11 protein-coding genes are annotated in these 16,063 nt (G+C 67.8%); 8 read left to right on the forward strand and 3 right to left on the reverse strand.

All coding sequences use genetic code 11. The annotated features are described in order from the left end of the window. Positions 1 to 215 precede the first annotated feature (215 nt). Together EJ913_RS24360 and EJ913_RS24365 are read left to right on the forward strand one after the other, a co-directional pair. Positions 216 to 1,022 (forward strand): DUF2076 domain-containing protein, encoded by an 807-nt coding sequence (locus EJ913_RS24360; protein WP_127002804.1) that lies wholly within the window; start codon positions 216 to 218, stop codon positions 1,020 to 1,022. A gap of 108 nt (positions 1,023 to 1,130) precedes the next feature. Next, the gene (locus tag EJ913_RS24365; RefSeq protein WP_244939479.1) at positions 1,131 to 1,529 is read left to right on the forward strand and encodes a PRC-barrel domain-containing protein; all 399 of its coding nucleotides are present in this window, start codon (positions 1,131 to 1,133) and stop codon (positions 1,527 to 1,529) included. Positions 1,530 to 1,651: 122 nt separating this feature from the next. On the opposite strand, the gene EJ913_RS24370 is transcribed toward EJ913_RS24365, so the two are convergent. Both EJ913_RS24370 and EJ913_RS24375 read right to left on the reverse strand, forming a co-directional pair. Then, positions 1,652 to 3,505, reverse strand: a complete 1,854-nt coding sequence (locus tag EJ913_RS24370) for an ABC transporter ATP-binding protein/permease (protein WP_244939480.1) — start codon at positions 3,503 to 3,505, stop codon at positions 1,652 to 1,654. Between the two features lie 87 nt (positions 3,506 to 3,592). After that, entirely contained in the window at positions 3,593 to 4,918 is a 1,326-nt protein-coding gene (locus tag EJ913_RS24375) for a GH1 family beta-glucosidase (RefSeq protein WP_127002806.1), read from the reverse strand. Between the two features lie 193 nt (positions 4,919 to 5,111). Between EJ913_RS24375 and EJ913_RS24380 the strand changes: the two genes are divergently transcribed. From EJ913_RS24380 to EJ913_RS24390, 3 genes are all read left to right on the forward strand, one after another. Next, positions 5,112 to 6,395, forward strand: coding sequence for a family 4 glycosyl hydrolase (locus tag EJ913_RS24380; RefSeq protein WP_127002808.1), 1,284 nt, complete (start codon positions 5,112 to 5,114; stop codon positions 6,393 to 6,395). A gap of 179 nt (positions 6,396 to 6,574) precedes the next feature. Continuing rightward, positions 6,575 to 8,869, forward strand: coding sequence for a glycogen debranching protein GlgX (glgX, locus tag EJ913_RS24385; protein ID WP_127002810.1), 2,295 nt, complete (start codon positions 6,575 to 6,577; stop codon positions 8,867 to 8,869). Between the two features lie 211 nt (positions 8,870 to 9,080). After that, positions 9,081 to 10,151: a zinc-binding metallopeptidase family protein gene (locus tag EJ913_RS24390; protein WP_127002812.1), complete on the forward strand. Its 1,071-nt coding sequence runs from the start codon at positions 9,081 to 9,083 to the stop codon at positions 10,149 to 10,151. Between the two features lie 19 nt (positions 10,152 to 10,170). On the opposite strand, the gene EJ913_RS24395 is transcribed toward EJ913_RS24390, so the two are convergent. Next, entirely contained in the window at positions 10,171 to 11,793 is a 1,623-nt protein-coding gene (locus EJ913_RS24395; RefSeq protein ID WP_127002814.1) for a sensor domain-containing diguanylate cyclase, read from the reverse strand. A gap of 403 nt (positions 11,794 to 12,196) precedes the next feature. On the opposite strand from EJ913_RS24395, the gene EJ913_RS24400 reads away from it, so the two are divergent. The 3 genes from EJ913_RS24400 (at position 12,197) to EJ913_RS24410 (ending at position 15,999) form a co-directional block, all read left to right on the forward strand. Next, the gene (locus tag EJ913_RS24400) at positions 12,197 to 13,288 is read left to right on the forward strand and encodes a TRAP transporter substrate-binding protein (protein ID WP_127002816.1); all 1,092 of its coding nucleotides are present in this window, start codon (positions 12,197 to 12,199) and stop codon (positions 13,286 to 13,288) included. A gap of 495 nt (positions 13,289 to 13,783) precedes the next feature. Further along, the gene (locus EJ913_RS24405) at positions 13,784 to 14,878 is read left to right on the forward strand and encodes an ABC transporter ATP-binding protein (RefSeq protein WP_404323582.1); all 1,095 of its coding nucleotides are present in this window, start codon (positions 13,784 to 13,786) and stop codon (positions 14,876 to 14,878) included. 74 nt (positions 14,879 to 14,952) lie between these two features. Then, on the forward strand, positions 14,953 to 15,999 hold the full coding sequence (locus EJ913_RS24410) for an ABC transporter substrate-binding protein (protein ID WP_127002820.1): 1,047 nt from the start codon (positions 14,953 to 14,955) through the stop codon (positions 15,997 to 15,999). The last annotated feature ends 64 nt before the right edge of the window (positions 16,000 to 16,063 follow it).

Genomic DNA, 16,063 nt, shown 5'->3' on the forward strand with positions numbered 1-16,063 from the left:
TTCTTGCCCGTATTCGCGGCTATCCTTGGAGAGTAGCGGCAATTCCAGGGGGTCCGCAATAAACGGAAGGTCGCAGTACCGAAGCGCCGAGCCTCGTTCGCCCGACATAGGCGCCACCGGATAGGCCGGAGATCTTGTTTCCCGGCGCGCGGCGGAACACATTGGGGTTGCGGACGGCCCTTCGCGCCAGCCGCCGGTGTTCAGGAGAGACGACGATGACCCCCGACGAACGCAGCCTTCTGTCCGACCTGTTCCGCCATCTGCGCGAGGTGGAGAACCAGCCGCGCGACGCGGAGGCGGAGGCCTTCATCCGCCAGTCCGTGCAGGGCCAGCCCCTGTCCGCCTATTACATGGCGCAGACCGTCCTGGTGCAGCAGCAGGCGCTGACCGCGGCCCAGACCCGGATCGAGGATCTGGAGCGCCAGGTGAAGGAGGCGCAGAGCCGCGCGGCCCAGCCCGCCCCGGCCGCGTCCGGCGGCAGCTTCCTGTCCAACGCGCTGGGTCTGGGGCGCAGCCCGTGGGGCGCCCCCCGCGGCGAGGAGCCGCGCCCGGCGCCGCAGGCCCAGCCGCAGCCGTCCCGCAGCCCCTGGGCCGCGCCGCAGCCGCAAGCGCAGCCGAACTACGCGCCGCCTCCCGGCTTCGGCCAGCCGCCGGGCTATCCCGGCGGCTATCCCCAGCAATCCGGCTTCGCCCCGCAACGCGGCGGCGGCTTCCTGGCCGGAGCCGCGCAGACGGCGGCGGGCGTCGCCGGCGGCATGCTGGCGGCGAGCGCCATCTCCTCGATGCTGAGCCATTCGCCGGGCCCCTTCGGCGAGGCGGCGGCGGCCGTGGCCAGCGCTCCGGCGGCCGGGGAGACCATCATCAACAACTTCTACGGCGACGGCGCCGCGCCGCAATCCCACGACGTGGCGCACCAGCAGGACGCCGATCCCCAGAGCGCCGACTTCCAGAACGCCGACTACCAGAGCGACGACGCGTCCTTCGACGGCGGCGGGGACGGCGGCGACGATTCCTGGGTGTGAGGCGCGGTCGGGGCGAACCCGAAGCCTGAGGCGTGCCATGGCCGCGTGGATCGGAACCGTCTCCACGCGGCCATGTTGAGTCAAGGGCAACAACCCAAGGATCCAGCGATGAACATGAAGCACGTCCTTGCAACGGTGGTGGCTCTCGGACTGGGCGGAGCGGGAAGCGCGCTTGCGCAGCAGAGCGCCGCGATCCCCGGAGCCGCCGGCGACTACCGGGAAGTCAAAGACGACAAGCTTGTGGTTCCAGGCTTCAACCTCACGGTCGACCAGATCGACGACATGAACGTCATGGGGGCGAACAACGCCAAGATCGGCGAGGTCGAAGAGGTGCTGATGAACGCCGCCGGGCAACCGGTCGCCGTGGTGGTCGACGTGGAAAACAGCGTGGGCATCGGCGATAAGGAGGTCGTCGTCGGGCTGGATCAATTGCGTTTGGATGGAGGGACCCTGGTCACGGCCCTGTCCAACGGGCAGATCGCCGCCTTGCCGACGTGGCATGACTGATCGCTTGTCCAGGCAGGATCGCGTCTAGGCAGGATTGCATGGGTGCTGCCCCGGTTGCCCCCACCCTGACCCTCCCCCGCTTCGCAGGGGAAGGGGACCGCCGCCGACCGCCGACGGGCGTCCTACCCCCGCCCCTGCGAAGCGGGGGAGGGATGGGGTGGGGGCAACCGGGGCGGAACGTGCACGATCCGGCTTAGGACGTTCGTGGAAACTTCTGCGGCGGGCCCCGCCGCCGCCTCGCGCAGGGTGACGGCGCCGTTGGTGCGCTCCAGCACCAGCCTGCGCGTGTGGTAGGCGGCCAGACCGGCGTGGTTGCCGATGGTCAGCACGGTCGCCTCGGGCAGCTCGCGCCCGATCAGGTCGAGCAGTTCCGCCTCGCTCTGGGCGTCGAGCGAATCGGTGGCGTCCTCCAGGAAGATCCAGTCGGGGCGGGCGACCAGCAGGCGGGCGAAGCCCAGCCGCTGGCGTTCGGGCACCGACAGCGCCTCGTCCCAGCGCTCGGGCGTGTCGAGACGCCCGGCCAGATGCTCCAGCCCGACCAAGGTCAGCGCCTTGGCCGCCTTGGCGGGGCTGACGGTCGCTTCCAATCCGGGATAGGCCAGCACCGCGCGCAGGCCGTCGTAGGGCAGGTAGGGGCGCTCGGGCATGAAGAAGACGCGGTTGTCGGTGGGCAGCACGATGCGCCCCCGGCCCCAGGGCCACGCCCGCGCCACCGCGCGGAACAGCCGGTCCGCCGCCGCCGGGTCGCCGACGATCAGCACCCGGTCGCCGCGCCGGATCTCCAGGTCGAAGTCGTGGACCACCGCCGTGCCGTCCGGATTGTCGATGGCGACCCCGTGGAAGGACAGCCCGCGATGGGCGTCCGAGCGCTCGACCAGAATGTGCCCGGCCTTGCCGGTCTCGTCGTCGAGCCGCTCCAGCGCCTCGTGCAGACTCAACACCCGCTCGACCGAGGCGCGCCATTCGGCGGCGCGGGCGAGGTTGTCGATGGGCCAGGACAGCGCGCCGACCGTTTGCTGGAACGCCTGCGCCGTCTGCATCAGCACGCCGAGCGAGATCGTCCCGGCGATGTAGCGCGGCGCCGCCACCAGGATGGGAAAGGCCGCCGACAGCACCGAATAGGTCGCGCTGAACAGCATCATGTGGCCCAGCGCCCGCGTCTGGCCGTGCCAGCCGGTCTTAACCCCGCCGAACAGGCCGGACAGCCGGCCGCGCTCGGCCGATTCGCTGTGCAGCAGGGCGATGGCCTGCCCGTTCTCCCGCACCCGCGCCAGCCCGAAGCGGAAATGCGCCTCGAAGCCCTGGCGGCGGTTGACCGCGTCGACCAGCGGCTGCCCGACCAGCAGCGCGATGGTCGTGCCCACGGCGGCGTAGAGCAGCGCGATGAACAGCAGATGGCCCGGCACCGACAGCTCCGTCCCGAACACGGTCACCGAGATTCGGCCCGACAGCATCCACAGGATGTTGGTGAAGCTGATCAGCAGCAGCGCGCAGTAGGTCAGCGAATGGCCGAGGTCGATCGCCATCTCGGTGGTGATGCGGATGTCCTCGGCGATGCGGCCGTCGGGGTTGTCGTGGTCGCCCGGCAGATAGGCGATCTGGTGGTGGCGGCCCCGCCGCAGCCAGCCTTCCAGCAGCTTGCGGGTCAGCCAGTCGCGCCAGCCCAGTTGCAGCCGCCGCTTCACCTTCAGGTGCAGCACCGCGTTGACGATGTTGAAGGCGATGATGACGCCGACCGCCCCGATCATCGTGACGAAGCGGTCCATCGAGCGCTGCTCCAGCGCGTCGAACAGCCGCTCGCTCCACAAATTGATCAGCACCGGGACGACGACCTGCCCGATGGTCAGCAGCGCCAGCGCGGCGGTCAGCAGCCACACCCCCAGCCGTGCCTCCCCCGCCCAATAGCCGCCGGCGAAGCGCAGGAAGCGGCGCGTGAAGCTGGGGCGCGGCTCGCCGGCTCGGTCGGTCATGTCCATGGCGGGGTCGGCTTCCGATTATTCCTCCGTATCACCAACGAATGGGTGCTCACGCCCCGAAAGTACAGGGGCAAAGCGTCGGAAAGCTCATTTGTCTCCGCCTTTCGCGACGGAACTCAGGAACCGGTAGCTGTCCTTGGGGGTACGGGCCAGTGTGTCGTAATCGACGCGCACGACGCCGAAGCGCTTGGACAGCCCGAAGGCCCATTCGAAATTGTCCAGCAGGCTCCAGCACAGATAGCCCTTGACGTTGCAGCCCTCGCGCGCCGCCTGCGCCACCGCCTCCAGATGCTCGCGGAAGAACAGCACGCGCTCGTCGTCGTGGATTTGCCCGTCGTCGGCCACCACGTCGTCGTAGGCGCAGCCGTTCTCGGCGATGAAGACGGCGGGGTTGGCGTAGTCGGTGCGCAGCTCGGTCAGCAGGTCGTAGAGGCCCTCGGGCTGCACCGGCCACGCCATGCCGGTCCAGCGCCGGCACCGCGCCTCGCCCCACCAGACGTCGAAGGGGTGGCCCTCCTCGTGCTTCATCGTCATGCGGGAGTAGTAGTTGATCCCCAGCAGGTCGATGGGGTAGCGGATCGCTTCCTCGTCGCCCGGCAGCACGAAGTCGGCCATCGCCTCGGCCAGCAACGGCGGGATTTGCCCGCGCATCACGCCGTCGAGCGACACCCGGTTCCACACCGCGTCCCAGCGGGCGGCGGCGGCCACGTCCTCGGGCCTGTCGCTGTCGGGAACGGAGGGTTGCAGGTTCAGCACGGTGCCCAGCGTCAGGCCGGAATGCTCCGCCGCGATGGCGCGCAGCGCCGCGCCCTGGGCGAGGTTCTGGTGGTGCAGGGCGCGCAGGATGCCGGTGTCGCCCAGTTGGTGTCCGGGCGCGTGCTCGCCCGTGCCGTAGCCGTGGATGGCGACGACGTTGGGCTCGTTCAGCATCATCCATTCCTTGACCCGGTCGGCCAGCCGGGCGGCGACGATTCGGGCGTAGTCGGCGAAGGGGCCGACGACCGCGCGTCCCTGCCAGCCGCCGGCGTCCTCCAGCGGCTGCGGCAGGTCCCAGTGGTAGAGGCAGGCCATCGGGGTGATCCCGGCCTCCAGCAGCGCATCGACCAGCCGGTCGTAGAAATCCAGGCCGCGCGGCTCCACGGCGCCGGTGCCGGCGGGAACGATGCGCGGCCACGCGATGGAGAAGCGATAGCTGTCGAAGCCCGCCGCCTTCATCAGCGCGATGTCCTCGGGGAAGCGGTGGTAGTGGTCGCAGGCGGTGGCGGCGTTGCTGCCGTCCTGGATGCGGCCCTGCGCGGTGTAGGTGTCCCACACGCAGGCGCCGCGCCCGTCCGCATCGAGCGCGCCTTCGATCTGATAGGCGGAGGTGGAGGCGCCCCAGCGGAAACCGGGCGGGAAGGTGAGCGACGTCATGCGGTTGTCCTCCCGGACAGGATTTCGTTTTTTGTTAGCATGCACCACATTGTCCGGTAGCGCCATGCGGGGAACGTCGCCGCGACGCGGTGGCGCAGGGGCTCCGGGGGCATAGCGCCAAGCGGGGGCTGGGCGGCGCCCGCCGGCCGGCGTAGGATCCCAAACTGGGCCACCGGCGACGGAGGACAAGGCCATGGCGAACGTCACCAAGATCGTCTTCATCGGGGCCGGCAGCGCCGCCTTCGGTCTCAGCCTGTTCCAGGATCTGTTCTCCAGCACCGATCTGGCCGGCAGCACGCTGACGCTGGTCGACACCGATCCGGACGCGCTCGCCCGCATGACGGCGCTGGCGGGGGTACTGAACCGGCGGGGCGGCGCCGGGCTGATCCTCGAATCCACCACCGACCGCAAGGCGGCGCTGGTGGGGGCCGGCTTCGTGCTGTGCGCCGTCGCCATCGACCGCAACCGGCTGTGGAAGCTGGATTTCTCGGTGCCGAAGAAGCATGGGATCCGTCACACGCTGGGGGAGAACGGTGGCCCCGGCGGGCTGTTCTTCACCCTGCGCACCTTGCCGCTGATCGTCGACATCGCGCGCGACGTGGAGGCGCTCTGCCCCGACGCCCTGTTCCTCAACCTGTCCAACCCGGAAAGCCGGATCGTGCTGGGCCTGTCGCGCTGCACGTCGGTGCGGGCGCTGGGGCTGTGCCACGGCATCTTCCTGGCCCGCTGGTTCGTGTGCCAGATCCTGGGCATGCCCGAAAAGGAGGTCGATGTCTGGGGCGCCGGGCTGAACCATTTCCAATGGCTGACCGCGATCCGCGAGCGCGCCACCGGGCGCGACCTCTACCCGCTGCTGCGCGCGCGCGAGGCCACCCACGACCCCGCCTTCACCCCCCTGACCCGGCGGATGTTCCGCGCCTTCGGCCTGTGGCCGACCTGCAGCGACGACCACATGGGCGAATACCTCCCCTATGGCTGGGAGGGCGGGGAGCACGGCTTCGACTTCGACAACGACGAGCGCGGGCGGGTGATCCTGCGCGACCTGATGGACGGCGTGATCGACGGGACCAAGCCGATCCCGGAGGATTGGACGAAACCCTCCTGGGGCGAGCGGGCCGTCGCGGTGATCGAGGGCGTGCTGCACAACCGGAAGCGCTTCATCGAATCCGGCATCGTGGTCAACCGTGGCGTCCTTCCCGGCCTGCCCGACGAACTGGCGGTCGAGGTGCCCTTGATCGCCGACGCGGCGGGGGTGCACCCGGTCTCGCTCGGACGCCTGCCCGATCCCATCGTCAAGCTGCTGTCGATCCAGGCTGCCGTGCAGCAGGTGGCGGTGGAGGCGGCGCTGCATGGCTCGAAGGAACTGGCCCTGCAAGCCCTGCTGATCGACCCGGTGATCACCTCCACCGACGCCGCCGTCGCCATACTGGACGAGCTGTGGGAAGCCAACCGGCCCTACATCCGCCCCTGCCTGTAAAACCCTTCTTCAAAGGCCATCCTTCAAAGGCCATCGGGCGGGGCAAGACGCCACGCTTCGCACCCAAAGGATTCACGCCGAAAGAAGCCGGAACAAGGCCCCCCGCCATGGGTTGAACGCACACCTTCGGGCGCCCACTCTCCGGTGGCGTTCTTTTCAATCGCGGAAAAAGGCGGACCATGGCGAACATTCTGAAACAGGCGACGCGGCTCGGTGAAGGACGACCCTTTCCCTTGGGCGCCACTTGGGACGGCATCGGTGTGAATTTCGCCTTGTTCTCGGCCAACGCCACGAAGGTCGAACTCTGCCTGTTCGACGAGACCGGCGAGGAGGAGCTCGAGCGGATCGAGCTTCCCGAATTCACCAACGAGATCTGGCACGGCTACCTGCCCGACGCCCGTCCGGGCCAGCTCTACGGCTACCGCGTCCACGGCCCCTACGAGCCGGAGAACGGCCACCGCTTCAACGCGAACAAGCTGCTGATCGACCCCTACGCCAAGGAATTGGTCGGCGAGATCCGCTGGAATCCGGCGCATTTCGGCTACGTCATGGAATCGGGCGACGACACCACCTTCGACGAGCGCGACAGCGCGCCCTTCATGCCGAAATGCCGGGTGATCGACCCGGCCTTCACCTGGGGGCGCGGCGAGACCTCGCCGGCCGTGCCGTGGGACCGGACGATCTTCTACGAGACCCACGTCAAGGGCTTCACCAAGCTGCACCCGGCGGTGCCCGACCGCTTGCGCGGCACCTACGGCGGCATGGCGATCAAGGAGGTCATCGACTACGTCAAGAGCCTGGGCGTCACCTCGGTGGAACTGCTGCCGATCCACGCCTTCGTCCAGGACCAGCATCTGGTCGACAAGGGGCTGGCGAACTACTGGGGCTACAACTCCATCGGCTTCTTCGCGCCCGAGCCGCGCTACGCCGCGACCAGCAACAGCATCAAGGAATTCAAGGAGATGGTCGCCCATCTCCACGCCGCCGACCTGGAGGTGATCCTCGACGTCGTCTACAACCACACCGCCGAGGGCAACGAGCGCGGGCCGACCCTGTCCTTCAAGGGGATCGACAACGCGTCCTACTACCGGCTGATGCCGGACGAGAAGCGCTACTACATCAACGAGACCGGCACCGGCAACACGGTCAACCTCAGCCACCCGCGCGTCTTGCAGATGGTCACCGACAGCCTGCGCTACTGGGCGACCGAGATGCACGTCGACGGCTTCCGCTTCGATCTGGCCACCATCCTGGGGCGCGAGCCGCACGGCTTCGACGAGGGCGGCGGCTTCCTCGACAGCTGCCTCCAGGACCCGATCCTGTCCAGCGTGAAGCTGAGCGCCGAGCCGTGGGACTGCGGCCCCGGCGGCTATCAGGTCGGCAACTTCCCGCCGGGCTGGGCCGAGTGGAACGACAAGTTCCGCGACACCGTCCGCGCCTTCTGGAAGGGCGACGAGGGCAAACTGCCGGAATTGGCGCCGCGCCTGTGCGGGTCGGGCGACGTCTTCAACAAGCGCGGCCGCAAGCCGTGGTCCAGCGTGAACTTCATCACCGCGCATGACGGCTACACGCTGCACGACCTCGTCTCCTACAACGACAAGCACAACGAGGCGAACGGCGAGAACAACAACGACGGCCATTCCCACAACATCTCGTGGAACCATGGGGTCGAGGGACCGACCGACGACCCCGAGATCAAGGCCCTGCGCGAGCGCCAGAAGCGCAACCTGCTGGCGACGCTGCTGCTGTCGCAGGGCACGCCGATGCTGCTGGCCGGTGACGAGTTCGGCAACACGCAGAACGGCAACAACAACGCCTATTGCCAGGACAACGAGACGGCGTGGCTGAACTGGGACAGCATCGACGAGGACGGCCAAGCCCTGATCGAGTTCGTCCGCCGCGTCATCGCGGTGCGCCAGTCCTTCCCCATGCTGCGGCGCGGGCGCTTCCTGTCGGGCGAGTACAACGCCGAGTTCGACGTGAAGGACGTGACGTGGCTGACCCCGGCCGGCGACGAGATGGCCGACGGCCACTGGCACGACGGCAACGCCAAGTGCCTGGGCATGCTGCTGGACGGGCGGGCACAAGCGACCGGCATCAAGCGCCCGGCGATGGACGCCACGCTGCTGCTGGTGGTGAACTCGCACCACGACGTGGTCGGCTTCACCCTGCCCGAGGTCAGCGGCGGCAGCGTGTGGCGCTGTCTGGTCGACACCAACGCCCCCGACCCCGACGAGGTGCCGCGCGTCAACACCGGCGACACCTACATGGTGACCGGACGGTCGCTGCTGCTGCTGGCGCTGGAGCCGGAAGGCAAGACCTCCTTCGCGCTGCGCCGCGCCGCCCGCGCGTTGCGGAGCGTGGCGGAAACCCCGGCGCCGGTGTCCTTCTCCGAGGAGGAGCCGGTGGCGGAGGCGGAGGTTGAGGCGGCCGAGGAGGCCGAGGTCGAGACGGCGGAAAAGCCGACCGCCTAAGAAAACCGCACAGACGCGGCTCCGCGTGCCCCCTCCCTAACCCTCCCCCGCCTTCGGCGGGAGAGGGGACTGCCGCCACACTTCGACAAGCATCCGGCCCCCTCTCCCGCGCAAGCGGGGGAGGGATGGGGAGGGGGCGCGCAAGGCGGAATTTGAACAATCCTGTTTAACTCTCCATCGAACCGTCACCCTCCGGAAAAAGCGGCCCATCATGAAACTCTTCGAATGCCAGCATTGCCACCAGCCGCTCTATTTCGAGAACACGCTGTGCGAACGCTGCGGCCACCGGCTCGGCTACATGCCCGATCCGGGGATGCTGACCGCGCTGGAGCCGACGGAGACCGAGGGCGCCTGGACCGCGCTGGCCTTTCCGGGCAAGCGGTTCAAGTTCTGCCGGAACGCCGAACTCGACGCCTGCAACTGGCTGCTGGAGGACGACGACGAGGCGACCCACTGCGCCGCCTGCCGCCACAACCACATCATCCCCGATCTGTCCGACGCGGAGAACCTGACGCGCTGGCGCAAGCTGGAACTGGCCAAGCACCACCTCTTCTACACGCTGACCAACCTCAAGCTGCCGCTGAAGACCCGCGCCGAGGATCCGGAGAACGGCCTCGTCTTCGACTTCCTGTCCGACACGGTGAACCCCGACGGCAGCGTCACGCCGGTGCTGACCGGCCATTCCAACGGCCTGATCACCATCAACGTCGCCGAGGCCGACGACGCGGAGCGCGAGAAGCGGCGCACCGAGATGGGCGAGCCCTACCGCACGCTGCTCGGCCATTTCCGGCACGAGATCGGCCATTACGTCTGGGATCGTCTGGTGCTCGCGAACCCGGACACGCTGGAGCGCTTCCGCGCCCTGTTCGGCGACGAGCGCGAGGATTACGGCGAGGCGCTGCAACGCCACTACGCCTCCGGCCCGCCGGGCGACTGGCAGTCCAACTACGTCAGCGGCTACGCCGCCGCCCATCCCTGGGAGGATTTCGCCGAGACCTGGGCGCATTACCTCCACATCGTCGACACGCTGGAGACCGCGCGCGCCTTCGGCCTGAAGATCCGCCCGCGCGTCAGCGAGGGCGCCGATCTGCAGGCCGAGGTGGACTTCAATCCCCACAAGGCCCGCGACATCGAGGATCTGATCGAGCCCTGGCTGCCGCTGACCTACGCGGTCAACAGCCTGAACCGCAGCATGGGCCAGCCCGACCTCTACCCCTTCATCCTGTCGAAGCCCGTGATCGAGAAGCTCGGCTTCATGAACAAGATGGTGCGGGCGCTGTAAAGGTCGGAACCGTCGGCGCTCAGGCCGTCGGCGCGTCGGCCGCCGCCATCGCCGGGGTCCAGCGGACGGCGCGGTTGCGCCCGTCGCGCTTGGCCTTGTAGAGCGCTTCGTCGGCGCGGCGGATCACCACGGCGATCTCGGCCGAATCCTCCGGCCAGGAGGCGACGCCGATGGAGCAGCCGACCCGCACCGCCTCGCCGCCGATCGACACCGGTTCGTTGACGGCGGCGATGATGCGGGCGGCCAGTTCCTTGGTGTCGGGGGCCGGCTTGCCGGAGGGGCGCGGCAGCACGGCGGCGAACTCGTCGCCGCCCAGCCGCGCGACCACGTCGTCGTCGCGGAAGATGGTGGCGAGCCGTCCGCCGACCTGCCGCAGCACCACGTCGCCCGCGTCGTGGCCGAGGCGGTCGTTGATCGGCTTGAAGCCGTCGAGATCGATGTACATCATCGTCGCCGCCCCGTCGCTGCCGCTGGTCGAGGCCTCGACGTACTGCTCGAAATAGCGCCGGTTGGGCAATGCGGTCAGCCGGTCCTCGTAGGCGATGTCCTCCAGCCGCATCAGCGCGGCGTCCTTGTTGGTCAGGCTCTCGATCAAGTCGCGCAGCGCGGCCGACAGGCGGCCGATCTCGGTGGAGCCGCCGACGTTGGGGATCGCCACCCCGCCCTCGCCCCGGCGGATGCGCTCGGCCGCCTCGGTGATGGCGACCAGCGGGCGCGCGATGCGGCCGGCCGCGAACCAGCCCAGCGCGCTGAACAGCGCCGCCAGCACGGCGCCGGCCACGACGATGGTGGTGCGCAGCCGCCCGGTCTCGGCCTCGACGACGCGGATCGGCTGGCGGGCCACGGCGGTCCAGCCCAGCCCGGCGTAATCGTACAGCCCCCGGCCGTGGGCGACGCCGGTCAAATAGGTGGCGCCATCCGCCCAGCGCGCGATCGACCAGCCTTCGGTCCTCCAGTCCAGCGGAAGCGGCTTGCCCACCATCTCGTCGGGGCCGATCAGCACGTTGCCGTCCGCCGACAGAATATAAAGGGCCAGCCCCTCGCGACCCTTCAGCGAGGCGGTCAGGTCGCGCAGCGTGGTGCGCGCCCAGTCCCAGCTGTAATGGACGGCGAGGACGCCGACGGCGGTGCCGCCCATGTCGCGCAGCGGCGCCGAGACGTCGACGAATTTCGGGGTTTCGCCCGGCAGGTGCGGCACCTTGCCCTTGAGCGCGACCGCCTCGTGGACGTCGCCGACGAACAGGCCCTTCATGCCCTCGACGTGGACGGGGCGGGTGACGACGTTCTTGCCGAGCAGCAGGTTGCCGCTGGCCGCCACCACGTCGCCCTGGCGGTTGGTCGCCCCCATCCAGGCGATGGTCGGGTCGCGCCGCTTCAGCTCGTCGATGGTCGCCTGGGCGACGGCCGGATCCTTGAGGGAGTCGATCTGGGACAGCGCGGCGATCTGGTTGGCGCGCCCCCACATCGTCTGGTCGAGCTGGCGGGCCAGCGACCGCGCCAGCTCCGTCATGAAATCGCCGATCTCGCGGGTCAGCGTGTGCTCCGCCTGGGAGGTGACGAACAAACCCTTGGCGAGCGTCAGCCCCAGCACCAGGATGGCGGTGGTGACCGCCACGGTGGCCCGCAAACCCAAGCTGTTCATGCCGCGACCCCCTCGGACGCTCCGCCGATCCGGAACTCTTATGCCTTATTGGAGGGGTTTGCGATACGGGGGAGGCGCCAAAATCACCGATTTGCAACAAATTGAGGTGAGGCCGGCAACGGAATGGATGGTGTGCAAACGTTGGTTATACTGACGTTCAGCGTATTGCGAAAAAAGGAAAAGGCCGCTAGCTATACAGCCGCGGCCCGAGTTTAGGGAGGAAACGCCTGATAAGGCGGTCAAAAAAGCAGATAATGCTGCGTCGCAGAAAATCCAGCCCCGGTGGCTGGATTTTTCGTTTGTGGGTTCGACAATCCGCGAAAACGATAAGCGGGGGTGAACCTTGGCCCGAACGGGGTATGATGGCGGACCAACCAACCGGGAACCGGGAAGAGACTCCATTATGAAACGGCGTGCGTTCCTCACCACCGCGGGCGTCGGCCTTGCCGCCGGCACCGTCGCCGCCCCGGCCATCGCGCAGAGCCAGCCCGAGATCAAGTGGCGCCTCGCGTCGAGCTACCCCAAGAGCCTCGACACCATCTACGGCGCGGCCGAGTTCATCACCAAGCGCGTGGCCGCCGCCACCGACGGCAAGTTCCAGATCCGCCCCTTCGCGGCCGGCGAGATCGTGCCGGCGTTGCAGGTGCTCGACGCCGTGCAGAACGGCACGGTGGAGTGCGGCCAGTCCGCCGCCTATTTCTACGTCGGCAAGGACCCGACCTTCTGCTTCGACACGGCGATGCCGTTCGGCCTGAACACCCGCCAGCACATCGCCTGGATGATGCATGGCGGCGGTCTGGAGCTGATGCGCGAGGTGTTCAAGGACTACAACGTCATCCACATCCCGGCCGGCAACACCGGCGCGCAGATGGGCGGCTGGTTCCGCAAGGAGATCAAGGGCCTGGACGACCTGAAGGGCCTGAAGATGCGGATCGGCGGGCTGGTCGGGCAGATCCTGACGCCCTTCGGGCTGGTCCCGCAGCAGATCGGCGGCGGCGACATCTACCCGGCGCTGGAGAAGGGCACCATCGACGCGGCGGAGTTCGTCGGCCCCTACGACGACGAGAAGCTGGGCTTCTACAAGGTCGCCAAGAACTACTACTACCCCGGCTGGTGGGAGGGCTCGGCCCAGATCCCGCTGCTGTTCAACATGCAGGCGTGGGAGCAGCTTCCGGCCTCCTACCGGGTGATCCTGGAGCAGGCCTGCTGGGAGGCCAACACCTGGATGCTGGCCAAATACGACACGCTCAACGCCGCCGCGCTGAAGCGGCTGGTCGGCGGCGGCGCGTCGCTGCGCCTGTTCCCGCGCGACATGATGCAGGCCTGCGAGAAGGCGGCCTACGAGCTGTACGACCAGCTCGCGGCGACCAACCCGCGCTTCAAGAAGGTCTACGAGGCGTGGAAGCCTTTCCTGGAAGAGGAACGGCTGTGGTTCCGCGTCGCCGAGAACGGCTTCGACGCCTTCGTCTACAGCCAGTCGGCCCAGCGCAGGTAAGGGCGGGGGCAACGGGGGCGGAGTGACGGAAGGCCCAGACGAGGGGACTTTGACACGGATGAACACGGATGCCGGCGATGCCGGCCCACGGATGAACACGGATGAGAGGAAAATTTTTATCCGTGTTCATGCGTGAATGTCCGTGTTCATCCGTGTCTCATGACCATCCTTCCAAGGCTCTGCTCTTGTTGCCCTGAGGGGGCGGTCGATTCGCCCCCACCTTTTCTCCGGTTTTGGTGGCGTTTCCCTCCGCCATGCCCATCATTCGCCTTCTCAATCGCCCGCAGAAAGCGCAAAATGCCGGTCGCCGGCTGTGCAAACCATTCAAGATTGCACAACAAAGCGGCAAGGTGTTGAGTTGATCACAACATAAGCATTCCTCTTGTCTATTTTCTTAAACGCGGCTAGGGTCAGGCCCATCAAGACGGACGGAAACCGGGGCTTTCTCCCCGACATTCCGTCCCCCTCTGACGGGAGAGGACGATGGACGGCGGGATGATCGCGACGACGCAGGCTCTGGTGCGGTTCGTTGGGGTGCAGAAGACCTACGACGGCGAGCATCTCGTCGTGAAAAGCCTGGATCTCGACATCCGCAAGGGCGAATTCCTCACCCTGCTGGGGCCGTCCGGATCGGGCAAGACCACCTGCCTGATGATGCTGGCCGGGTTCGAGGTGCCGACCCAGGGCGAGATCTTCCTCGCCGACCGGCCGATCAAGAACATGCCGCCGCACAAGCGCGACATCGGCATGGTCTTCCAGAACTACGCCCTGTTCCCGCATCTGACCATCGAGGAGAACGTCGCCTTCCCACTGTCGGTGCGCGGCGTTCCCAAGGCGGAATTGAAGGACCGCGTCTCCAAGGCCCTCCAGATGATCAAGCTGGAGCATGTGGCGAACCGCCATCCCGGCCAGTTGTCGGGCGGCCAGCAGCAGCGCGTGGCGCTCGCCCGCGCCCTGGTCTTCAATCCCGCCCTGGTGCTGATGGACGAGCCGTTGGGCGCGCTCGACAAGCGCCTGCGCGAGCACATGCAGTTGGAGATCAAGCGCCTGCACGAGACGATGGGCATCACCGTCGTCTACGTCACCCACGACCAGGGCGAGGCGCTGACCATGTCGGACCGCATCGCCGTGTTCAACGACGGCGTCGTCCAGCAGATCGACCGGCCCGACGCGCTCTACGAACGCCCCGTCAACAGCTTCGTCGCCAACTTCATCGGCGAGAGCAACGTGTTGAGTGGAACCGTTCAAAATATCGAACAGGGTTATTGCCAAGTCGCGCTGGACGGCGGCGGTTCGGTGCTGGCGCTGGCGGTCAACGTGACGGCCGGCGGACGGACCTCGCTGTCGGTGCGGCCGGAACGGGTCGCCATCGCGACCGCCGACGACGTCGACCCCGCCTTCAACCGGCTGCCGGCCACCTTGAAGGACCTGATCTATCTGGGGGACCACACGCTGGCGGTGCTGGCGACCCCCGGCAACGACGAATTCATGGTCAAGCTGCCCGCCGGCGCCTACGCCGGGCTGTCGCAGGGGCAGGACGTGACCATCGCCTTCCGGCCCGACGATTGCCGGGCGCTGGATCCGGTCTGAGGCGAGGGGTCGCCTCGGGACACGGTGTCGAAGAAACCTCACGAACAACAACCACTGACACAAGGACGGGGATCATGTCGAAGTTTAGGGTGGCTCTTGGTTTCGTCGCGACCTTCACCGCCGTCGCCGCTCTGGCCTCGGCCGCCAGCGCCCGTGACCTGACCGTCGTGTCGTGGGGCGGCGCCTATCAGGACGTCCAGAAGAAAGTCTATTTCGAGCCGTTCAAGGCCGCCGGCACGCCGATGAGCGACGAGTCCTGGGACGGCGGCGTCGGCGTCCTGCGCGCCAAGGTCCAGGGCGGCGCCTCCACCTGGGACGTCGTCCAGGTCGAGAGCGAGGAGCTGGCGCTGGGCTGCGACGAGGGTCTGTTCGAGAAGATCAACTACTCCAAGATCGGCGGCGAGGAGGCCTATCTCCCGGCCACCGTCAACGCCTGCGGCGTCGGCGCCATCGTCTATGACTTCGTCCTCGGTTACGACAAGGACAAGATCAAGGACGCGCCGAAGAGCTGGGCCGACTTCTTCGACACCAAGAAGTTCCCGGGCAAGCGCGGCCTGCGCCAGGGCGCCAAGACCACGCTGGAAATCGCCCTGATGGCCGACGGCGTCGCCCCGGCCGACGTCTACAAGACGCTGGGCACCGAGGCCGGCATCGACCGCGCCTTCAAGAAGCTCGACACCATCAAGAACGACATCGTCTGGTGGAAGGCCGGCGCCCAGCCGCCGCAGCTGCTGGCGTCGGGCGAGGTGGCGATGACCTCGGTCTACAACGGCCGCATCGACGCCGCCAACAAGGCCGAGAAGAAGAACTTCGGCATGGTGTGGAACGGCGCGCTGTTCACCATCGACAGCTGGGTGATCCTGAAGGGCAGCCCGAACCAGGACGCCGCCTACAAGTTCCTCGACTTCGTCGGCAAGGCCGAGAACCAGGCCAAGCTGTCGCAGGGCATCGCCTACGGCACCTCGAACAAGGGCGCCCCGGCCAAGCTGCAGCCGGCCGTGCTGGCCGACCTGCCGACCTCGCCGGCCAACATGAAGAACGCGGTCGAGATCGACACGAACTTCTGGCTGGAGAACATCGACCGCCTGACCGAGCGCTTCAACAAGTGGGCGGCCAAGTAACGGCTTGCTGATGCGTTGACTGCTCCCTCTCCCGTCCCGGGAGAGGGAGGGGACCCGCCGCGAA

Source organism: Azospirillum doebereinerae (genome assembly GCF_003989665.1).
Lineage (GTDB): Bacteria > Pseudomonadota > Alphaproteobacteria > Azospirillales > Azospirillaceae > Azospirillum > Azospirillum doebereinerae.